Raw genomic sequence first — 20,542 nt, 5'->3', positions numbered from 1 at the left:
CGTCGTGCCTGCTGCTACGCTTCGCCTGCTCAATCTGCTTACGCTGCTGGCCTGGCCCTTGCTGGTCTGGCTGGCACTGACCCAGCCGCGCTGGCAGGGACTCTTCTGGCTGCTGGCGCTGCTGTTTGGCCTGCGCTGGCTGCAACTGCGTCGTCAGCAGAACGCGCTGGGCGCGGTCATGGGCTGGCTGGCGCTGCTCGGCGCGCTGCTCTGTATCAGCAGCCAGCTGTTACGCGTTCAGCATCTGTTGCTGTGGTATCCGGTGGCGGTCAATCTGGCGATGCTGCTGGTGTTCGGTGCTTCACTCTGGAGCGCGATGCCGCTGGTGGAGCGTATTGCCCGGCTGCGTGAGCCAGAACTTCCTGCCGCCGCAGTGCCTTACACCCGTCGCGTCACGCAGATCTGGTGCCTGTTTTTTATCGGCAATGGCAGCATGGCGTTCTATACCTGTCTGCAGAGCGATCTGCGGCTCTGGACGCTGTGGAACGGTGGCATCAGCTACCTGTTGATCGGCGTGCTGATGGGCGCTGAGTGGCTGGTTCGTCAGCGTGTGAGGCGAAAAGCATGAGCGTGGCAGAGTGGCTGACAGGCGCCGATCGTGAAGTCGCCTGGCGAGGCGATCAACCCTTGATGCTCGGCGCGATGCGTCGTCAGGTGCAGGCACTTAGCCTGCGCTTAGCGGCACAGCCGGGCACGCACTGGGGGCTCTGTTTTGACGACAGTTATCGTTTCTGTGTGGCGCTGCTGGCCTGCTGGTATGCCGGTAAAACGCCGGTGATGCCGGGTCATAGCCGCGCCGCGCTACTGAATGAGATGCAGGAGCAGCTTGATGGGGTGCTGTGCGACATGCCGCTGGCGGTCAGCCTGCCGCTGCTGACGTGGGATGAGGCAGAAGCCCAGGGCCAGCTGCCACCACTGCCTGCGAGCTCAGCGCTGATACTCTTTACCTCGGGGTCCACCGGCGCACCGCGTCAGGTGGTGAAGTCACTGACGGTGATGGAGCAGGAGAGCCGCTGGCTCAGCGCTCTGTGGGGCGAACAGCTGCAAGGCTGCAGGGTGATTGCCTCGGTCAGCCATCAGCATCTTTACGGTTTATCGTTCCGACTTTTCCTGCCAATGACGCTCAGGCTGCCGTTTTCCGCTCAGCCGCTGTTCTACGGCGAGCAGCTGGCCCAGCTGCCGCGCGACTGTCGCTATGCTTTTATCAGCAGCCCGGCTTTTTTATCGCGGCTGGACAGTACGCTCGACGCGCCCGGCTGTGAACTGATTGTCTCTGCCGGTGGCACCCTGCGCGGGCTGGATGCAGAACAGGTCTGGCAGCGCTTTGGCTGCCCGGTCAGTGAAATCTACGGTAGCACCGAAACCGGCATTCTGGCCTGGCGTCAGTGCGATCGGGCCGATGCCCCGTGGCGAAGTTTTTCTGGCGTCAGGCTTGAGCAGGTGACGCCCGAACGCTGGCAGGTCTGGTCGCCGCTGATTGCGGGTGATAACGGCCTTGCGCTGGACGACCGCCTGAATATGCAGCCCGATGGCGGATTTCAGCTGGCAGGACGTCACGATCGCATCGTGAAAATTGGAGACAAGCGCATCTCATTAAGTGAGATAGAGCGCCGACTGACCGATCTGCCGGAAATTGACGATGCCGTGGCGCTGGTGGTCACGCGTCATGATCGTCAGGCAATTGGCGTCGTGCTGTCGCTCACCAGCACGCTGGATGAAGCGGCTCTGCACCAGCACAGACAGCAATGGAAACGCCAGCTGCAGTGCTGGCTGGAACCGCTGGCGATGCCGCGCTACTGGCGGATTGTTGCCACCATTCCGGTTACCCCCCAAAGTAAACGCGCCTGGCCGCAAATAGAGGAACTTTTTCATGTTGCCGATTGAACGAAGCCGGGAGTTGCAGGCTGACAGCGCCACGCTGATTCTGCAGGTTGAAGCCGGACTGTTCTGGTTCCAGGGCCACTTTCAGACGCTGCCTATTCTGCCTGGCGTGGCTCAACTGGACTGGGTGATGCACTACGGCGTGTCACTGCTCGCGCCGGGTAAGCAGTTTGCCGCCATTGAAAACATCAAATTTCAGCAGCCGGTGCTGCCTGACTCACTTCTGCAACTGCGTCTTGACTGGGATGCTGAAAAGTCGCGCCTGAGTTTCCGTTACAGCCTGCTCAGTCACGACGGCGAGCCGAGCGCCAGCATCGGGAAGATCACGCTGTGCTAACCCTGCCGTTTACGCCTTGCGTAGTGATCCCGTGTTACAACCATGGTGCGATGATGGCATCGGTACTGGCCCGGCTGGCACCGTTTAATCTGCCGGTTATCGTCGTGGATGATGGCAGCGACACGGCGACTCAGCTTCAGCTGGCGACGCTGTACGCCGCAGAGCTCACTGTGCTGCGACTCGACAGCAATCAGGGTAAAGGTGCGGCGGTGATTCATGGTCTGCGCGCTGCGGCGGCACGCGGATTCACCCATGCCGTGCAGCTTGATGCGGACGGTCAGCATCAGGCAAAAGATCTGCCGCTGATGCTGGCGGAAGCTGAGCGCTATCCCGACGCGCTGATCTCCGGACAGCCGATTTATGACGATTCGATCCCTAAATCACGTCTTTACGGTCGCTATATCACACACTTCTGGGTCTGGATTGAAACGCTGTCGCTGTCGATCCGCGACAGCATGTGCGGCTTTCGTGTCTATCCGCTGGCCCCCACGCTGGCGCTGTGCGATCGCCGTGCCATCGGTCAGCGCATGGATTTCGATACTGAGATCATGGTGCGGCTCTACTGGCAGGGCATACGCAGTCGCTTTATCCCGACCCGCGTCACCTATCCCGCCAGCGGGCTGTCGCACTTCGATGCGCTCTACGACAATCTGCGCATCTCCTGGATGCATACCCGTCTGTTCTTCGGCATGCTGCCGCGGATCCCGCGTCTGCTGGCGATGCGTAACGCGCCAGCACACTGGTCTGTGGAAACGGAGCGGCGCGGACAGTGGGGATTACGTTTTATGCTGGCGGTGTATCGCTATGGCGGGCGGCTGCCCTTTACGCTGCTGCTCTGGCCGGTCGTCGCGGTCTACTGGCTGAGCGGTCAGCGCGCGCGAAGCGCTTCACGGCAATGGCTGGCGCAGGTCACCGTCGCCGCACAGCAGCGGCAGGTTGCATTACCGCCGCGGCTTAACAGCTACCGCCATTTTCTGCGCTTCGCCGGGGCGATGCTGGATAAAGTCGCCAGCTGGCGCGGGGATTTGCATTGGGGACGGGATATCGATTTCGCGCCGGGCGCAGAAGCGATAATCCGCGCACCCACACCCCAGGGCAAGCTGATCCTGGCCTCCCATCTTGGCGACATTGAAGCCTGTCGCGCGATGGCGCAGCAGGTCAGCGGACTGGTGATTAATGCACTGGTGTTTACCGACAATGCCCGGCGCTTTCGGGCGGTACTGGAAACTATCGCCCCGCAGGCGGGGGTCAATCTGATGCCGGTCAGTGATATCGGGCCGGAGACAGCAATCCTGCTGCAACAGAAGCTGGATGCGGGCGAATGGGTGGCGATTGTCGGGGATCGTACGGCGGTCAATCCGCAACGCGGCGGCGAGCGTCGGGTCATCTGGAGCGATTTTCTGGGTCGGGCAGCACCGTTTCCACAGGGGCCGTTTGTGCTGGCGGCTGCGTTACGCTGTCCGGTGCTGCTCATGTTTGCCCTGCGGCAACAGGGTAAACTGCTTATCCACTGTGAGCCGTTTGCCGATCCGCTGCTGCTGCCCCGTGCACAACGTCAGCAGGCGCTGCAACAGGCGGTCGATCGCTATGCGCAACGGCTGGCGCATTATGCGCTGCTGGCCCCGCTGGACTGGTTCAACTTTTTCGATTTCTGGACGTTGCCTGATCACCAGGCGCACCACAAGGAGTCTGACCATGACTGAACATCATGCTGAAGTCGTGCTGACCGTTTCATTCCACGACTGTGATCCCATGGGTGTGGTCTGGCACGGTAACTATTTCCGCTTCTTCGAAGTGGCACGCGAAGCCCTGCTGCGCAGCATCAATTACAGTTATGCCGAGATGGCTGCCAGTGGCTACGTCTGGCCGGTGGTCGATACCCGGGTTAAATATCGCCATCCCCTGCGCTGTGAAGAGACGATTCGCGTCAGTGCCCGGATTACAGAATATGAGAACCGCCTGCGCATCGACTATGAGGTGCGAAACGCGGCCGATCAGATCACCACTAAAGCGCATACGCTGCAGGTTGCGGTTGAGCAGGAGAGTCAGGCGCTGTGCTTTGTTTCGCCCGATATTTTACTGGAACGTTTAGGAGTAAAAGGATGCTGAAAATAGTGCTTACCGGCCTGCTATTGTGGGCCAGTGCGGCCAGCGCAGTCACACTGGATCAGCTGCAGCAGCGTTTTGCCAGCCAGCCAGTGATCCGGGCCGACTTTACCCAGACGCGCACCATTTCAGGTATGCGTCAGCCGCTGGTGTCGCACGGTCAAATGCTGATCGCCCGTGAGCAGGGGTTATGGTGGCATCAGCAGACGCCGTTTGTGATGACACTGCTGCTGGATGATAAGCGCATGGTGCAAAGCCTTAACGGCCAGAAGCCCCAGGTGATCACCGCTGACAGCAATCCGCAGATGTTCCAGTTCAATCATTTGCTGCGGGCGCTGTTCCAGGCTGACCAGAAGGTCCTTAACGAAAATTTCAGCGTGGCCTTCAGCGATCGTGGCAACGGCGCCTGGACGCTGGACCTGACGCCCAAAGCTGCGCCGCTCAACAAAATCTTCAACCGTATCTCGCTGGCGGGTAATACCTTCCTGGACAGCATCAACCTGGATGATAAGCAGGGCGATAAAACCGAGATTCAGCTCAGTAACACCCGCATTGAACCGCCGCAGTTAAGCGACGAGGAGCAGGCACGTTTTGCCGGGCCGTAACGATCGGCTGCTGGCGATCCTGTGGCTGGCCATCTGTCTGCTGCTGGCGGCGGCGCTCGCTTTTCTGTTGCCGCGCAGCCAGCTCAACAGCAGCGTGCTGGCTTTGCTGCCGCAACAGAATCTGGGCGCAGCACCGCCTGCGCTACAGCAGGCTTTTATGCAGCGGCTGGATCGCCAGATGGTGTGGCTGGTTTCACCCGGTGAGCAGGACGATCCGCAGGTCGCTGCCTGGTGGCTGGCGCAGTTGCGTGCGCTGCCTAACCTGAAGCTTGTGCAGGGCGATCTTGATGCACAGCAGCAGCAGCAGTGGGGCCGTTTCGCCTGGCAACACCGCAATGGTCTGCTTGATGAGTCGACACGCAGCCGCTTGCAGAACGGGGGTGAGGCGCAGGCAGACTGGCTGCTGGCGCAGCTTTTTTCAGCCTTCTCGGGCGTCAGCAGCAGAGAGTTGCAGGGCGATCCTTTGATGCTGGTGCGCAGTTCACAGCTGGCGCTGGCTCAGAATGCCGGACGTATGACGCTGCATGATGGCTGGCTGACCGTAAAAGACGAGCAGGGTAAGCAGTGGTATTTTCTGCATGGCGAACTGGCGAACAATGCTTTCAGTATGCAGCAGAGCCATGCGCTGGTGACCCGGCTTAGCGCGCTGGAGCAGCAGCTTAAAAGCCGCTGGCCGCAGGCGAAACTGCTGACGCGGGGTACTGTCCTGTTCAGCGACAACGCCAGCCAGCGTGCGCAGCACGATGTTAAAACCCTGGGGAGTGTAACGCTGGGTGGCGTCGTCCTGCTGGTGCTGCTGGTCTTCCGATCACTGCGTCCATTGCTGCTGACGGTGACGTCTGTGGCGGTAGGCGCGATGGCAGGCACAGTGGTGACGCTGCTTTGCTTCGGTGAGCTGCATCTGATGACGCTGGTGATGAGTCTGAGTATTGTCGGCATCTCGGCGGATTACACGCTCTATTATCTCACTGAGCGTATGGTTCACGGCGAACAGCAGTCACCGTGGCAGAGCCTGCGCAAAGTCCGCGGTACGCTGCTACTGGCGCTTGCGACCACCGCGATTGCCTGGCTGCTGATGCTGCTCGCGCCCTTTCCCGGACTGCGTCAGCTGGCGGTGTTTGCCGCCAGCGGATTAACCGCATCCTGTCTGACGGTAATTCTGATCACGCCGTGGCTGGTACGTGGATTACCGGTGCGTCCGGTGCCGCTGATGGTGCCGCTGGCGTGCTGGCTTGCCGCCTGGCGTCGCCAGCGCGGGTTGCGTGTCGGATTACCTGTATTGATGGCCATCTTCGCCCTGACCGGAATCGCTCAGTTAAAGGTAGATGATGACATCGCGCATCTGCAAAGTGCCCCCGCACAGCTGCTTGAACAGGATCGCCAGCTCGCTACTCTGACCGGCCAGCGTGCCGATCAGACCTGGTTTGTGGTCTGGGGCGATGATGCTCAGCAGACGCTGCAGCGGCTGGAAAAACTGGCACCGGATCTCCATCAGGCACAGCAGCAGGGCTGGCTGCAACATTATCGTCTGCTGCCGCTGAAGTCGCTGGCGCAGCAACAGCAGGATCTGCAGCTGCTGAAACAGGCCGTTCCGACGATTACGGCCCGCCTGCAGCAGGCGGGAATTGCCCTTGCCGCGCCGGATCTGACGCCAATGCCGGTAACACCCGATGCCTGGCTGTCGGGTCCGCTGAGTGAGGGCTGGCGTCTGCTGTGGCTGACGCTGCCGGACGGGCAGAGCGGTGTTCTGATCCCCACCAGCGGCGTAAAAAATAGCGCCGCACTCGCAGAGCTGGCTAAGCAGCATCCTGGCGTCAGCTGGATCGATCGCAAGGCGAGTTACGATGCGCTGTTCAGTTTCTGGCGTACCCTGCTCGGCGGATTACTGGCACTGGCGCTGCTGCTGATCACCCTGAGTTTTGTACTGCGCCTGGGATTAAAGGCGGGCTTACGCAGCGCGCTGCCGTCGGTGCTGTCGCTGGCGATGGCGCTGGCAACGCTGGGCTGGATCGGCGCATCGCTGAACCTGTTTGCGCTGCTGGCGCTGATTCTGGTGCTGGGGATCGGCATTAACTACACGCTCTTTTTCAGCAATCCACAGGGTACACCAATGACTTCGTTGCTGGCGGTATCGCTGGCGATGATCACCACCTTACTGACGCTGGGCATGCTGGTATTCAGCAGCACCAGCGCGATTGCCAGTTTTGGCACCGTATTATGCAGCGGCATCTTCAGCGCTTTCCTGCTGTCACCGCTGGCGATGCGACCCACCCGATCAAGGAGTAAACGATGATCCGCGCCACCTGTATTCTGCTGACGGCTCTGCTGCTCAGCGCCTGTGCCGGACCGGCACCCGACAGCAGCCGTCCCACCGCCTGGCTGAAACCGGGCGTGAAGGTGACGCTGCCGCCGCCAGGCATCCGTCCCGCCTTTCAACAGCAGCAGTTGCTGACCGGCCAGGTTAAAGGTCAGAGTCAGTCACTGCTGGTGCTGCTCAGTGCTGATGAACAGCAAATTGATCTGGCGGGGCTCTCTTCAGTGGGTATTCGACTCTTCAGTCTGCGCTATGATGCCAGCGGTATTCATACCCAGCAGTTGATGCCGCTGCCACAGATGCCGCCCGCGAGTCAGGTACTGGCAGACATCATGCTCAGCTACTGGCCGCTGGATGCCTGGCAAAAACAGCTGCCGCCAGGCTGGAAGCTGCAGGATAAGGGATTAAAGCGCCAGCTAATGGATGCCGATAACCAGCTGGTAACGGAGATTGATTATCTGCAACGGGATAATCAGCGCCAGCCAGTCAGCATTCTGCAGCATGCCTTTGGCTATCAGATCCGCATTCAACATCTGGACGCCTCATGATTTATATCTCTGCTATCGGCATGCTGAATGCCCTGGGAAATGACAGCCAGCAGATTGCGGCCAGCCTGAAAAAAGGTGAGGCACCCGGTATGCAGTTGCGTCATGGCTGGCTGAGCGGTGATCGCGCCTGTTGGCTTGGCAGAGTTGAAGGTGAGCTGCCAGCGATTCCTGCTGTCCTTAGCGCGCATAACACCCGAAACAACCAGCTGCTGCTGGCCGCGCTGATACAAATCCGTCCGACGCTTGACGCGGCGATTGCACGCTATGGCGCCAGCAGAGTGGCAATTGTACTGGGGACCAGCACCTCGGGGGTGGATGAGGGGGATCAGCAGATTTGCGGCGGCCAGCCCGATTATCACTACCAGATGCAGGAGCTTGGCGATCCGTCACGTTTTCTGGCGCACTACCTGCAGCTCGATGGCCCGGCCTATACCATTTCTACCGCCTGCTCTTCCAGCGCCCGCGCCATTATCAGTGGTGAGCGGCTGATCGCGGCAGGGCTGGCGGATGTCGCGCTGGTGGGCGGTGCAGACTCGCTGAGTCGGATGCCGATCAACGGCTTCGACAGTCTGGAATCGCTCTCTGAGCGTCGCTGCGCGCCGTTCAGCCGCGAGCGTGACGGCATCTCGATTGGCGAAGGAGCCGCGCTGATGCTGCTGACGCGGGAACCGCAGCCGCTGGCGCTGTTGGGTGCGGGTGAATCCTCCGACGCCTGGCACATGTCTGCGCCTCATCCGCAGGGCGAAGGCGCTGAACGGGCGATGCGAATGGCGCTGCAACAGGCGAATCTGTTGCCGCAGCAGGTGGGGTATATCAATCTGCATGGCACAGCCACGCCGCTGAACGATCAGATGGAAGCCGCGGTGATTCATCGTTTGTTTGGCAATGCGGTGCCATGCAGCTCAACCAAACATCTGACCGGCCATACGCTCGGCGCGGCGGGCGTGTGCGAAGCTGCGCTCAGCGCGTTGATCCTGCAGAACAATCTGCCGCTGCCTGCGCAGGATTTTAGCGCGGCGGCGCAGGATGAGACGCTGCCGGATTGCGGATTGCTGTTACAGCCACAGGCGCTGCAACGGCCGGTCATCGCCTCTAATTCATTCGCCTTTGGTGGCAACAACACCTGCCTGATTCTGGGACGCCTTGATGGACATTAATTCTCCCGCGGCACTCTGGCTGCCGCATGCTGCACCGATGCTACTGCTTGATCAGCTGATTGCCGTTGATGAAGAGCACGTTCACTGTCAGGTATCGACCTGTGCCGATGGCGTACTGGCGCCGTTTCTGACCCCACAGGGCGAACTGCCTGCCTGGTTTGGCGTCGAGATGATGGCTCAAACCGTAGGCGTCTGGTCGGGCTGGCATGCAAAGCAGGGTGGCGCAACCCTTGTCCCGCCCGGCATGCTGCTGGGTGGACGCGGCTGGCGGGCAGATCAACCGTACTTTCCCGCGAACGTCACGCTGGATATCAGAATGACGTTGCTGATGCGCGATGACCGTATGGGCAGCTTTGAGGGCGATATTTGTTACGGCCCGCAACGGCTTGCCAGCGGTCGTCTCAACACCTGGCAACCCAATGAAACAGAGTTAAAGCAATTAATGTCACAAGGAAATCAGCCATGACAAGGTCGGTATTAGTCACGGGCGCCAGTAAAGGCATTGGCCGCGCGATTGCGCTGCGTCTCGCCCAGGATGGCTATCAGGTTATCGTTCATTTTAACCGCGACCGCGCGGGGGCTGAGCAGTGCCTGCAGCAGATCGAATCTGCAGGCGGCAGTGGTCGTGTGCTGGGATTTGATGTGGCTGACCGGGCAGCCACCCGTGCCGCGCTGGAAGCGGATATAGCGCAACACGGGGCCTACTATGGCGTGGTGAGCAATGCTGGTATCACCCGTGATGCAGCGTTTCCCGCCCTGACGGATGAGGAGTGGGACAGTGTCATCCACACCAACCTCGACAGTTTTTACAACGTTATCCAGCCCTGCGTGATGCCGATGATCGGCCTGCGCCGCGGTGGTCGCATTATTACCCTCTCTTCGGTCTCCGGGATGATGGGCAATCGCGGTCAGGTCAACTACAGCGCGGCGAAAGCGGGCATTATCGGGGCCACCAAGGCGCTGGCGATTGAACTGGCTAAACGCAAAATCACCGTTAACTGCATCGCGCCCGGTCTGATTGATACCGGCATGGAGGGGCTCGAACCTCAGGTGATTGAAGAAGCGATGAAGATCGTGCCGATGAAGCGCATGGGCACGGCCGACGAAGTCGCCGGACTGGCGAGCTATCTGATGTCCGATATCGCCGGTTACGTAACGCGTCAGGTGATTTCAATTAATGGAGGCATGCTGTGATCCAGCGGGTAGTCGTAACCGGTATGGGCGGCGTAACGGCCTTTGGTGAATCCTGGGCTGAGGTTTCGGCGCGTATTCGTGCCGGGCGCAACGCGGTACGCTTTATGCCGGAGTGGCAGATCTATGACGGACTGCATACCCTGCTCGGCGCGCCCGTGGATAACTTTGAACTGCCTGCGCATTATACCCGCAAGCGTATCCGCGCCATGGGCCGCGTTTCGCTGCTGGCAACGCGTGCCACCGAACTGGCGCTGACCCAGGCAGGGCTGATTGACCATCCGGTGCTGACCTGCGGAGAGACGGGCATCGCCTACGGCTCCTCTACCGGCAGCACCGGGCCGGTCAGCGAGTTCGCCACCATGCTGACCGAAAAGCACACCAACAATATTACCGGCACGACGTACGTGCAGATGATGCCGCATACCACCGCCGTGAATGCCGGGCTCTTTTTCGGCCTGCGCGGCCGGGTGATCCCGACCTCCAGCGCCTGTACGTCAGGCAGCCAGGCTATTGGCTATGCCTGGGAGGCGATTCGTCATGGATATCAGACGGTGATGGTGGCGGGTGGTGCGGAGGAGCTCTGTCCGTCCGAAGCGGCGGTGTTCGATACCCTCTTTGCAACCAGCCAGCGCAATGACGCGCCACACACCACGCCAGCGCCTTTTGATCAGCAACGCGATGGCCTGGTGATTGGCGAAGGGGCCGGCACGTTGATCCTGGAGTCGCTGGATCATGCCCTGGCGCGTGGTGCCACGATTTATGCTGAAATCACGGGCTTCCACACCAACTGCGATGCCGCCCATATCACGCAGCCGCAGCGGGAAACCATGCAGATCTGCATTGAGCGGGCATTGCAGAGCGCCGGTATTACCGCATCAGAAGTCGGTTATGTGAATGCGCACGGCACGGCCACTGAGCGGGGTGATATGGCAGAAAGTCTGGCGACGGCAGCGGTGTTTGGCGAGTCAACGCCGATCTCCTCTCTGAAATCCTATTTTGGCCATACGCTGGGTGCCTGCGGGGCGCTGGAAGCCTGGATGAGCATTGAGATGATGCGGGAAGGGTGGTTTGCGCCCACGCTTAACCTGACGCAACCGGCCGCTGATGGCGGTCAGCTGGATTACATCATGGGTGAGCCGCGAGAGATTGAAACCGACTATATCCAGAGCAACAATTTTGCCTTTGGTGGCATTAACACATCTCTGATCTTCAGACGCTGGCGCGGCGTCTGATATCCGGTCCGTGCGGTACTGACACGGGCCAGTTTATTTTCCGAACGAAAAAACCGGACGATAAACAACCTTTCATTTACACTGTCACTCACCGCATTACGCCCTGCGGCCCTATTTTCCACAGGATAGTTATGTCTTTGCCCTTGCCACCCGACGATCACGATGAGCCAATTCGCCAGTCACTTGACGATGCGCACTTTGCGATAGTGGTGCTTGCGGTGACCTCGGTAACGCTTATAATCTTTGTCCTGATAGTTACGCTCTGGATGAGCTGACACGCCCAGGGATTCGTCGGATGGCATAAGGAGAAGGCGATGGACTCCGGAGATGACAAATTAATCGCAATTATCGGTTTGCTGGCGGCCTGCCTGATCGGGGTCACTTTCCTGTTTACCATGGTCTGGCTGACCGACGTTCGTCATCCTGCCGATCCCTCTCTTGATGTTCGCTCCTGTTACCCGAAGAACCATCCTTCTCAGCATGCCTGATTATGCGTTACGAGTGGTGAACTTAATCTGCTGACTGCGCAGAACCAGCGCCAGCGCTTCATGCAGCTTGCGGTTGCCATTAGGATCAGCTAATCCCAGCAGCGGACCGGGTGAACGCCGGTCGTCAGCCCAGGCGGGATACTCCACCACCGGATAGAGCGAAATGCCCTCCACTGCAATGCCGTGATCCAGCGCTACCGCCACGTTTTCACTGATCTCCTGCAGCCAGGGGGCGCGCGCGTCACCCTCTGCGCCGGTTTCGGCAATTAACATCGGGCGCTGGTAGCGTTGCCAGCACTGCGCCAGCAAAATGTGCAGTGGAGTTCGTGCCGGATCCTCCAGTGACATCGGCTGGTCGGGGAAAAACCAGTGGTTATCGGGATAGTAGTTCAGGCCCAGGATATCCAGGCAATCTTCACTGCCGCCTAACTCTTTATCAACGCGACCGGCCAGCATATCCCAGGCCTCGAACTGCGCCTGATGCTGCGCATCCGCGTAAGGTTTGCTGTCTGGATTATCGGGATGATGGGCAATCTGTACCAGCGGATCGGTCAGAACAAAACGTGCTTCCGGATAGACTTCGCGAATGGCGTGAATCGCTGCCAGCGAGGCACGGACCAGCTGTCGCTTCAGTTCTTTACCGCGATTAGCGGCATGGGGATTGAACCAGGCCACATCGGCTCCAGCCCATGACCAGAATGAAATTTGATTTACCGGCGTAAAGAAGGGGCGTTCGATGCCCTGATCGCGCATCAGTTGTGCCATCGCACGGGCGAAACGACTAAAATGCTCAACGAATTCGGCTTTCCAGATATTAAGATGATCGGGATAACCAAAGTGCGCCAGCTCCCAGATGATCTCCATCTGCTGACGCTGTGAAGCTTCTATCATCGGCAGAAAACTTTGCCAGTCATACTGGCCGGGGATCTTTTCAATCAGATGCCAGCGTGCACCGTCACGGGCGGTGAGCAGATGCTGTTCAGTCAGGGCAGCATAATCTTTTTCCAGCAGCATATCGTGGCCACTGCTGAAAACCATATCGAGCCGTTTACCCGGTGTACGGCAGGCGGTGGAGCAGGGAAAACTGCCCTGAAAAAAGCTGCGAAACAGGCTGGGATGGTAGCGCTGGCGGGCATCTGTAAGGGATTGATGAGACATATTCCTCTCCTGCCGGGTTAATGCCGGTCACAGATCGTCCGGTTAAGTCTAGACTAAAAAACGCCCATAACTGCCCACGCATTCGGAACAGAGGTATGGTGTCAGAGGGCGGGCCGGGGAATAATAAAAAATAACTGCATTTTACAGGGAATTGTCATGACCGAAGCGTTTGAGCTCTCCCAGTCATCGGAACGTACCAGCTGGCTGGAAACGCAGCTGGAGCCAGAGTGTCAGCGTCATCCGGGAATGAGCGGTGTCCATCAGCTGAGCGACGGGCTGGATGCCTTTGCCGCACGCTATCTGCTGATGCAAAAAGCGGAACGTTCACTCGATATTCAGTACTACATCTGGCAAAACGATCTGTCGGGACGGTTGCTGTTCAGCGCGGTGCTGGAGGCGGCCCGTCGTGGCGTGAAAGTGCGGCTGCTGCTGGATGACAACAATACGCCGGGCCTGGACGATACGCTCGCCCAGCTTAATCGCCATCCCAACATTGAAGTGCGGCTGTTTAATCCCTTCTCGTTTCGTACCCTGCGCGCACTGGGATATCTCACTGACTTTACCCGTCTGAATCGCCGCATGCACAACAAGAGCTTTACCGTGGACGGTGTCACGACTGTGGTCGGCGGGCGTAATATCGGCGACGAATATTTCGGCACCGGCAATGAACCGTTGTTTGCCGATCTGGACGTGATGGCGATAGGCCCGGTGGTGAAAGAAGTCGCAGAGGATTTTGAGCGTTACTGGCGCAGTAAGCCGGTATCAAAGCTGCAGCAGGTGCTGGATGAAGAGGAATCCGAAGAGGACAGTGTGAGCCTGCCAGCAGAATGGCGTCACAGTGAACCGGTACAGCGTTACCTTCAGCGGCTGGAAAATTCGTCACTGCTACAGGAGCTGGAAGAGGGCACGCTGGACCTGACCTGGGCGAAAGCGCGACTGCTCAGTGATGATCCGCGTAAAGGACTGGGTAAAGCACGCGCCAGAAGCCTGCTGCCGCAGCGGATGATGGAGGTGATTGGTACGCCGCAGGAGCAGTTCGACATCATCTCTGCCTATTTTGTGCCGACACGCGCTGGCGTCGCTCAGTTGCTGGCGCTGAAGCGCAAAGGGGTAAAAATTGCCATTCTGACCAACTCGCTGGCGGCCAACGATGTCTCAATTGTCCATGCCGGCTATGCTAAGTGGCGCAAAAAACTGCTGCGTCACGGCATCGCGCTCTATGAACTTAAACCACAGGCGGGCGTGCCTGATGCCCCGCACGACCGGGGATTAACCGGTAACTCGGGCTCCAGCCTGCATGCCAAAACCTTTTCGGTAGATCAACAGACGCTGTTTATCGGTTCGTTTAACTTCGATCCGCGTTCTGCCGTGTTGAATACCGAGATGGGGCTGGTCATTGAGAGTGCGGCGCTGGCCGCAGAGACGCATCAGCGTTTCAGCCACTCGATGCGCGATCGGGCATGGACGCTGCGGCTGGATAAGTGGGGAAGGGTTAACTGGCTGGAGTATCCGGATGAGCCGCAGCAGATTGTGCATAAACACGAACCGGGTTGCTCGTGGTGGCAACGTCTTCAGGTAAGGCTGGTGTGGCGACTGCCGATTGAGTGGCTGCTGTAAACCGGACCTTGCCTTGGTTCAGGCGCTGGCTCAGGAAACATACGCCCTCCGCAAAGACGCAAAACCCGCCATCCCTGGCTCGCTCAGCGCGGGCGATTACGCACCTCATCTCTGAGGTGCGCCCGTTGCCGGGCCAACGCGTTGCGTTGTTCAAAAACGCTCCCGACGTTTGTGTCCCTGGCCCGCTATGCTTTGCTACGTGTGTATGCTCCCATCGCTTTAAACGCTTAAGCTGTCTGTGAGACACATCATTTATAGCCTGACCTCACTGATGGCCTGAGATCAGTGATCGCCTGTCATTGTGTTTGTTTACGCTCAAATTTCCCCGAGAACAGGAAGCGCAGCAGCGGGATGCGCAGGTGAATCTCATACAGCAGAAACGCGATGCCAAACACCATCAGCAGGCCCACAAAGAAGCCCAGCGTGTTGTTTTCAATCCGTGGTGTGACATAAATACCATACAAGAGCGTCAGCGGATGGTGCACCAGATAGATAAACAGCGACGCATTCACCAGATACATGATGCGTGGCGAATGCGAATTCAGCAGCTTATGACCAAAGCAGAAGCAGACGTTCAGCATGCAGAGACCCATCAGTGTGGTGATAATCGCATCCAGCTCATATAACCAGCCATCGCCGCTGCTGAGACGCTGATTTGTGCAGTAGGCAACAAACATCACCACCGCGCCGATCCACATCACCGGATTAAACCGCACAAACAACTGCTTCAGCGGCGGATGTTTCCATGCCAGCGCCCCCAGCATAAAGAACGGCAGATAGAAAAGCGTTTGCATAACCACAATGCTGAATAAGCCATCCATCAGCCAGGCTGGCTGGAATATAAACACCAGACGGCGGAACACACACCACACCAGCGCCCATGTCAGTACACCCGCGGTCAACGCTCCCCAGCCCACCCGCGTATAATCAATGGTGCGGTGCTGATCGCGCAACCAGCGGAACGTGACCATGCCGAGCGTGGTCAGCATCACCAGCACCACCAGGAACCACAGGTGTGAAATCAGCTCCCACATCAGGTTATTGAATTTCTGATACGGCGTGAATCGCGGCCAGTCAGCCAGCTTATCTGTCCAGGCCTTCAGCATGAAAAATTGCGGCAGCGTGAGCAGCGGAACGGCGGTGAGTAGCGGGATCCCCACACGCTCCAGACGCACTTTCAGGAAGCGACGTGGCTGATAGCGCAGATACAACATGTAGGAGAAGTATCCTGAAATGACAAAAAACACCTGCATACGAAATGCATGAATAAAGTCATTCAGCAGCGTCAGCCATAACGAGGCCTCATGACTGTTGACGGCCCATTTTTGCGCGGAGTAAATGAGGGAAACATGAAAAGGTACCCCCAGTAACATCAGATACGCGCGTATGGAATCGAGAAAGTATTCACGTTCAGGTTTTACAGTACTCATAAAGTTCCAGTTCGTTAGTACGTATGGCCGGTTTCACCCTGAAACCGGATTATGTTCTGTGAAAAGTCTACCTGGGATAAACCAGGTATACTATCAGTGGAATCCGTAGTGTCTAATTGTCCTAAAAGTAGCGTTAACCCAGACGAAATGCGGGAACAATGTTGCGCATAAGCTGTCGGAAAACCGAATAATCCTTTAAGATAAACGGGTTTGATTTAAGCACACGAAAGGGGGGGATGTGCCGACTAAAGAAAAAAATAAAGCCGGACTGATGAAGGTACGCTGGATTGGTACTGCAGTTCTGCTGGCGTTGTACGCCAATAACAGTTGGGCGTTTAACATCGATGATGTAGCCAAACAAGCCAAAGCGTTGGCAGGGAAAAGCTTTGAAGCGCCTAAAAGCAATTTACCCTCTCAATTTCGTGAAATGAAATTTGCTGATTATCAGCAGATCCAGTTTAACCACGATAAAGCGTATTGGGGCAAACTGCGCACGCCATTCAAGCTGGAGTTCTATCATCAGGGCATGTATTTCGATACCCCGGTGCAGATCAACGAAGTGACGGGCAGCGCGGTACGCGAGATTAAATACAACCCCGACTATTTTAATTTCGGTAACGTAAAACATGACGCAGAAGCGGTAAAAAACCTCGGATTTGCGGGTTTCAAAGTGCTTTACCCACTCAACAACAAGGGTAAAAACGATGAGATCGCCAGCTTCCTGGGTGCAAGCTACTTCCGTGTGATCGGTGCTGGCCAGGTTTATGGCCTGTCGGCGCGTGGCCTTGCCATCGATACGGCGTTGCCATCCGGTGAAGAGTTCCCGCGTTTCAAAGAATTCTGGATTCAGCGTCCTAAACCGCAGGACAAGCAACTGGTGATCTACGCACTGCTTGATTCGCCGCGTGCGGCGGGCGCGTATCGCTTTGTGCTGCATCCGGGTGAAGCGTCAACGGTTGATGTGCAGTCTAAAGTTTACCTGCGTGATAACGTCGGCAAACTGGGGATCGCACCACTGACCAGTATGTTCCTGTTTGGTCAGAACCAGCCGTCGACGGTGAACAACTTCCGTCCGGCACTGCACGACTCTGATGGACTCTCTATCCATAATGGCAACGGAGAGTGGATTTGGCGTCCGCTGAATAACCCGCGTCATCTGGCGGTGAGCACGTTCACCATTGAGAATCCGAAAGGTTTTGGTCTGCTGCAACGTGGGCGTGACTTTGACAACTACCAGGATCTGGACGACCGCTATGACCTGCGTCCAAGCGGCTGGGTTGAGCCAATCGGCGACTGGGGTAAAGGCCGGGTTGAACTGGTTGAAATCCCGACGGCAGATGAAACCAACGACAACATCGTTGCTTTCTGGACGCCAGAGACGCTGCCAGAGCCTGGTAAAGAGATGAACTTCAAATATCGTCTGCACTTCTCGCGCGACGAAAACCAGCTGCACTCCGATGATACCGCCTGGGTCAAAAATACCCTGCGTTCAGCGGGTGACGTGAAGCAATCTAATCTGGTGCGTCAGCCGGATGGCACCGTGGCTTTCACCATCGACTTCGTGGGTAAAGACATGAGTAAGATGGCGGAAAACAGTCAGGTGGCACCTCAGGTCAGCGTCGGTAAAAATGCTGATGTGGTTGAGCAGAGCGTACGTTATAACCCGGTCACCAAAGGCTGGCGTCTGGTGTTGCGTCTGCGTGTGAAAGATGCCAAACAGTCCACGGAAATGCGTGCGGCCCTGGTAAGCGGCGACAAGACATTGACGGAAACCTGGAGCTATCAGTTACCTGCCAATGAATAAATCGACTTTTACACCTCAACGTTATGTGGAATCTCTGCCGCTGGATGCGGCAGAGAAGGCACGCCTGAGCGTCTCCTTGCAGAATGCCGGCGAGTTCCACTTCATCCATGATGCGCTGGGAAGGGATGTCGCAGCCAGTGATCGTCCGGATGATGCGCCGTTAAAATCGGTCTCATCGCGGGTTGAAATGGCCTGGCCTGATTCATTGGCCGACGGTCAGCAGCTGGGCAAAGATTATCTCGACCGCACCACGCTGAAAGCGATGCCGAAGGTCAAACGCTCACTGATGTTCCCGGAAGCGTGGCGGACCAACCCGGTCGCCCGTGCCTGGGACTCACTTCGTGGACACAAATCGGTTCCGCGTTATGCCAATGCGGAAGAGCGTCGTGCCGAAGAGAAGTGGCGTCATGTCGGTTCAATTCGTCGCTACATCCTGCTGATCCTGACCATATTTCAGACGGTGGTCGCCACCTGGTACATGAAGAGTATTCTGCCTTATCAGGGCTGGACGCTTCTGGATCCGATGGAGATGATCAATCAGAACTGGCAGCAGTCAGTGATGCAGATTCTGCCTTACTTATTGCAGACCGGTATCCTGTTCCTGTTCGCCATACTCTTCTGCTGGGTCTCTGCTGGCTTCTGGACAGCACTGATGGGCTTCCTGCAGCTGCTGATTGGACGTGACAAATACAGTATCTCTTATTCAACGGTCGGAGATGAGCCGCTAAATCCGGAACATCGTACTGCGCTGATTATGCCGATCTGTAATGAAGACGTTGAGCGTGTTTACGCCGGTCTGCGTGCGACATGGGAATCCGTGGTTCGCACCGGTAACGCTGAACACTTTGACGTTTACATCCTCAGCGACAGTTACGATGCGGATATCGCCATTGCCGAGCAGAAAGCCTGGATGGAGCTGGTGCGGGATGTTGGCGGCGCAGGCAAGATTTTCTATCGCCGTCGTCGTCGTCGTGTGAAGCGTAAAAGCGGCAACATCGATGACTTCTGCCGTCGCTGGGGCAGCAACTATAGCTACATGGTCGTGCTGGATGCGGATAGCGTGATGAGCGGTGAGTGTCTCACCGGTCTGGTACGCATGATGGATGCTAACCCGAATGCCGGGATCATCCAGTCGTCGCCGAAAGCATCGGGTATGGATACGCTGTATGCGCGCTGTCAGCAATTTGCCACGCGTGTATACGGTCCGCTGTTTACGGCCGGTCTTCACTTCTGGCAACTGGGCGAATCTCACTATTGGGGTCACAACGCTATTATTCGCGTAAAACCCTTTATTGAGCACTGTGCACTGGCTCCGTTACCGGGTGAGGGCTCTTTTGCCGGGTCGATCATGTCCCATGACTTTGTGGAAGCTGCGCTGATGCGTCGTGCTGGCTGGGGCGTCTGGATTGCCTATGACCTGCCGGGATCCTATGAAGAGCTGCCACCGAACCTGCTGGATGAGCTGAAGCGTGACCGCCGCTGGTGTCACGGTAACCTGATGAACTTCCGCCTGTTCCTGGTAAAAGGGATGCACCCGGTCCACCGTGCGGTCTTCCTGACAGGGGTTATGTCCTACCTGTCTGCTCCGCTGTGGTTTATGTTCCTTGCGCTTTCAACTGCCTTGCAGGTGGTGCATACGCTGATGGAACCGACCTACTTCCTGCAACCGCGGCAGCTGTTCCCGGTCTGGCCGCAGTGGCGTCCGGAGCTGGCGATAGCGCTCTTCTCGACCACCATGGTGCTGTTGTTCCTGCCGAAGATGCTGAGTGTGGTGTTGATCTGGTTCAAAGGGTCAAAAGCCTACGGAGGTCCTCTGCGCCTGCTGGCTTCACTGGTGCTGGAAACGCTGTTCTCAGTGCTGCTGGCGCCGGTACGTATGCTGTTCCATACGGTGTTTGTTGTCAGTGCCTTCCTCGGCTGGGAAGTGGTGTGGAACTCTCCGCAACGTGATGACGATGCGACACCGTGGAGCGAGGCATTTAAACGTCACGGTTCGCAGATGGCATTGGGTCTGGTGTGGGCAACGGGTATGGGACTGCTGGATCTTAACTTCCTGTGGTGGCTGGCCCCGATTGTCTTCTCGCTGATTCTGTCTCCGTTTGTTTCTGTGATGTCGAGCCGCTCAACACTGGGTCTTAAGAGCAAGAAAGCCAAATTGTTCCTGATCCCGGAAGAGTACTCGCCGCCGCAGGAGCTGGTGGATACCGATCGTTATGTGCTGCTAAACCGCGAACGTGCGCTGGAAAATGGTTTTATGCATGCCCTGTTCCATCCTGCGTTTAACGCACTCGCAACGGCACTGGCGACATCGCGCCATAAGCAGAGTCAGCTGCTGGACTATGCACGTGACCGTCGTGTGGATCAGGCACTGAGCGATGCACCGGATAAACTGGGCCGCGAGCAGCGACTGCAGTTAATCAGCGATCCGGTGGTACTGGCCCGTGTTCATACCCGACTGTGGGAAAATGCGGATAAGTATCATCAGTGGGTAGAGAGTTATCAGAAACTTAACCTCAACCCTAACGCGCTGGCAAAAAACGCGTAATCTGAAAAGCGGCAGCGATGCCGCTTTTTTATGGGATTAAAACAGCGATACGCTGATAAATTGTTTGCTGGCAGTCACCGTGAGCAGCGCGTGACGTTCTCAATGGCAGTTCATAGCGGGTATCAG

Annotated in this window: 19 protein-coding genes; 17 read left to right on the top strand and 2 right to left on the bottom strand. The window is 57.6% G+C overall.

Features of this window, described 5'->3' with window-relative positions; translation table 11 throughout:
* Window positions 1–4: 4 nt before the first annotated feature.
* The 14 genes from KTJ90_RS12370 (at window position 5) to KTJ90_RS12305 (ending at window position 11,862) form a co-directional block, all read left to right on the top strand.
* The gene (locus KTJ90_RS12370; protein WP_457171757.1) at window positions 5–568 is read left to right on the top strand and encodes a COG4648 family protein; all 564 of its coding nucleotides are present in this window, start codon (window positions 5–7) and stop codon (window positions 566–568) included.
* Complete coding sequence (locus KTJ90_RS12365) at window positions 565–1,884, top strand: AMP-binding protein (protein WP_182630168.1); 1,320 nt, start codon at window positions 565–567, stop codon at window positions 1,882–1,884. The genes KTJ90_RS12370 and KTJ90_RS12365 overlap by 4 nt, the downstream gene beginning before the upstream one ends.
* Entirely contained in the window at window positions 1,871–2,218 is a 348-nt protein-coding gene (locus KTJ90_RS12360) for an ApeI family dehydratase (protein WP_003849948.1), read from the top strand. The genes KTJ90_RS12365 and KTJ90_RS12360 overlap by 14 nt, the downstream gene beginning before the upstream one ends.
* A gap of 53 nt (window positions 2,219–2,271) precedes the next feature.
* On the top strand, window positions 2,272–3,921 hold the full coding sequence (locus KTJ90_RS12355; RefSeq protein ID WP_499026517.1) for a glycosyltransferase family 2 protein: 1,650 nt from the start codon (window positions 2,272–2,274) through the stop codon (window positions 3,919–3,921).
* Complete coding sequence (locus KTJ90_RS12350; RefSeq protein ID WP_003849946.1) at window positions 3,914–4,327, top strand: acyl-CoA thioesterase; 414 nt, start codon at window positions 3,914–3,916, stop codon at window positions 4,325–4,327. The genes KTJ90_RS12355 and KTJ90_RS12350 overlap by 8 nt, the downstream gene beginning before the upstream one ends.
* On the top strand, window positions 4,321–4,929 hold the full coding sequence (locus KTJ90_RS12345) for a LolA family protein (protein WP_003849945.1): 609 nt from the start codon (window positions 4,321–4,323) through the stop codon (window positions 4,927–4,929). The genes KTJ90_RS12350 and KTJ90_RS12345 overlap by 7 nt, the downstream gene beginning before the upstream one ends.
* Entirely contained in the window at window positions 4,916–7,222 is a 2,307-nt protein-coding gene (locus KTJ90_RS12340; RefSeq protein WP_499024783.1) for an MMPL family transporter, read from the top strand. The genes KTJ90_RS12345 and KTJ90_RS12340 overlap by 14 nt, the downstream gene beginning before the upstream one ends.
* The gene (locus KTJ90_RS12335) at window positions 7,219–7,791 is read left to right on the top strand and encodes a DUF3261 domain-containing protein (protein ID WP_499024780.1); all 573 of its coding nucleotides are present in this window, start codon (window positions 7,219–7,221) and stop codon (window positions 7,789–7,791) included. The genes KTJ90_RS12340 and KTJ90_RS12335 overlap by 4 nt, the downstream gene beginning before the upstream one ends.
* Window positions 7,788–8,948, top strand: coding sequence for a beta-ketoacyl-[acyl-carrier-protein] synthase family protein (locus KTJ90_RS12330; protein ID WP_078804267.1), 1,161 nt, complete (start codon window positions 7,788–7,790; stop codon window positions 8,946–8,948). The genes KTJ90_RS12335 and KTJ90_RS12330 overlap by 4 nt, the downstream gene beginning before the upstream one ends.
* The gene (locus KTJ90_RS12325) at window positions 8,938–9,414 is read left to right on the top strand and encodes a hotdog family protein (RefSeq protein WP_078804268.1); all 477 of its coding nucleotides are present in this window, start codon (window positions 8,938–8,940) and stop codon (window positions 9,412–9,414) included. The genes KTJ90_RS12330 and KTJ90_RS12325 overlap by 11 nt, the downstream gene beginning before the upstream one ends.
* A complete protein-coding gene (locus KTJ90_RS12320; RefSeq protein ID WP_105099323.1) occupies window positions 9,411–10,142 on the top strand; it encodes a 3-ketoacyl-ACP reductase FabG2 in 732 nt (243 codons plus the stop codon). The genes KTJ90_RS12325 and KTJ90_RS12320 overlap by 4 nt, the downstream gene beginning before the upstream one ends.
* Complete coding sequence (locus tag KTJ90_RS12315; RefSeq protein ID WP_008925911.1) at window positions 10,139–11,374, top strand: beta-ketoacyl-ACP synthase; 1,236 nt, start codon at window positions 10,139–10,141, stop codon at window positions 11,372–11,374. The genes KTJ90_RS12320 and KTJ90_RS12315 overlap by 4 nt, the downstream gene beginning before the upstream one ends.
* A 131-nt stretch (window positions 11,375–11,505) precedes the next feature.
* Window positions 11,506–11,649, top strand: a complete 144-nt coding sequence (locus KTJ90_RS12310; protein WP_003849938.1) for a hypothetical protein — start codon at window positions 11,506–11,508, stop codon at window positions 11,647–11,649.
* A 39-nt stretch (window positions 11,650–11,688) separates the two neighbouring features.
* Window positions 11,689–11,862, top strand: a complete 174-nt coding sequence (locus tag KTJ90_RS12305) for a hypothetical protein (protein WP_003849936.1) — start codon at window positions 11,689–11,691, stop codon at window positions 11,860–11,862.
* On the opposite strand, the gene KTJ90_RS12300 is transcribed toward KTJ90_RS12305, so the two are convergent.
* Window positions 11,863–13,020 (bottom strand): glycoside hydrolase family 1 protein, encoded by a 1,158-nt coding sequence (locus tag KTJ90_RS12300; RefSeq protein ID WP_078804269.1) that lies wholly within the window; start codon window positions 13,018–13,020, stop codon window positions 11,863–11,865.
* 156 nt (window positions 13,021–13,176) lie between these two features.
* Between KTJ90_RS12300 and KTJ90_RS12295 the strand changes: the two genes are divergently transcribed.
* Window positions 13,177–14,637, top strand: a complete 1,461-nt coding sequence (locus KTJ90_RS12295; RefSeq protein WP_003849932.1) for a phospholipase D family protein — start codon at window positions 13,177–13,179, stop codon at window positions 14,635–14,637.
* 296 nt (window positions 14,638–14,933) lie between these two features.
* Here the strand turns inward: KTJ90_RS12295 and mdoC are convergent, their stop codons facing one another.
* Window positions 14,934–16,067, bottom strand: coding sequence for a glucans biosynthesis protein MdoC (gene mdoC, locus KTJ90_RS12290; RefSeq protein ID WP_003849931.1), 1,134 nt, complete (start codon window positions 16,065–16,067; stop codon window positions 14,934–14,936).
* A 268-nt stretch (window positions 16,068–16,335) separates the two neighbouring features.
* Here mdoC and KTJ90_RS12285 point away from each other — a divergent pair, with 268 nt between their 5' ends.
* Window positions 16,336–17,871, top strand: coding sequence for a glucan biosynthesis protein G (locus KTJ90_RS12285; protein WP_175501468.1), 1,536 nt, complete (start codon window positions 16,336–16,338; stop codon window positions 17,869–17,871).
* Window positions 17,864–20,416, top strand: a complete 2,553-nt coding sequence (gene mdoH, locus KTJ90_RS12280) for a glucans biosynthesis glucosyltransferase MdoH (protein WP_182630173.1) — start codon at window positions 17,864–17,866, stop codon at window positions 20,414–20,416. Before KTJ90_RS12285 ends, mdoH begins: the two co-directional genes overlap by 8 nt.
* Window positions 20,417–20,542 lie beyond the last annotated feature (126 nt).

This window comes from Pantoea jilinensis (genome assembly GCF_019104105.1).
Lineage (GTDB): Bacteria > Pseudomonadota > Gammaproteobacteria > Enterobacterales > Enterobacteriaceae > Pantoea > Pantoea eucalypti.
This window is presented reverse-complemented; position numbering and strand designations above follow the sequence as displayed.

Coding starts and splice junctions, on each gene's coding strand:
- KTJ90_RS12365 (WP_182630168.1), top strand. CDS start 565: ATGAGCGTGGCAGAGTGGCTGACAGGCGCCGATCGTGAAGTCGCCTGG.
- KTJ90_RS12360 (WP_003849948.1), top strand. CDS start 1,871: ATGTTGCCGATTGAACGAAGCCGGGAGTTGCAGGCTGACAGCGCCACG.
- KTJ90_RS12355 (WP_499026517.1), top strand. CDS start 2,272: ATGGCATCGGTACTGGCCCGGCTGGCACCGTTTAATCTGCCGGTTATC.
- KTJ90_RS12350 (WP_003849946.1), top strand. CDS start 3,914: ATGACTGAACATCATGCTGAAGTCGTGCTGACCGTTTCATTCCACGAC.
- KTJ90_RS12345 (WP_003849945.1), top strand. CDS start 4,321: ATGCTGAAAATAGTGCTTACCGGCCTGCTATTGTGGGCCAGTGCGGCC.
- KTJ90_RS12335 (WP_499024780.1), top strand. CDS start 7,219: ATGATCCGCGCCACCTGTATTCTGCTGACGGCTCTGCTGCTCAGCGCC.
- KTJ90_RS12330 (WP_078804267.1), top strand. CDS start 7,788: ATGATTTATATCTCTGCTATCGGCATGCTGAATGCCCTGGGAAATGAC.
- KTJ90_RS12325 (WP_078804268.1), top strand. CDS start 8,938: ATGGACATTAATTCTCCCGCGGCACTCTGGCTGCCGCATGCTGCACCG.
- KTJ90_RS12320 (WP_105099323.1), top strand. CDS start 9,411: ATGACAAGGTCGGTATTAGTCACGGGCGCCAGTAAAGGCATTGGCCGC.
- KTJ90_RS12310 (WP_003849938.1), top strand. CDS start 11,506: ATGTCTTTGCCCTTGCCACCCGACGATCACGATGAGCCAATTCGCCAG.
- KTJ90_RS12305 (WP_003849936.1), top strand. CDS start 11,689: ATGGACTCCGGAGATGACAAATTAATCGCAATTATCGGTTTGCTGGCG.
- KTJ90_RS12300 (WP_078804269.1), bottom strand. CDS start 13,020: ATGTCTCATCAATCCCTTACAGATGCCCGCCAGCGCTACCATCCCAGC.
- KTJ90_RS12295 (WP_003849932.1), top strand. CDS start 13,177: ATGACCGAAGCGTTTGAGCTCTCCCAGTCATCGGAACGTACCAGCTGG.
- mdoC (WP_003849931.1), bottom strand. CDS start 16,067: ATGAGTACTGTAAAACCTGAACGTGAATACTTTCTCGATTCCATACGC.
- mdoH (WP_182630173.1), top strand. CDS start 17,864: ATGAATAAATCGACTTTTACACCTCAACGTTATGTGGAATCTCTGCCG.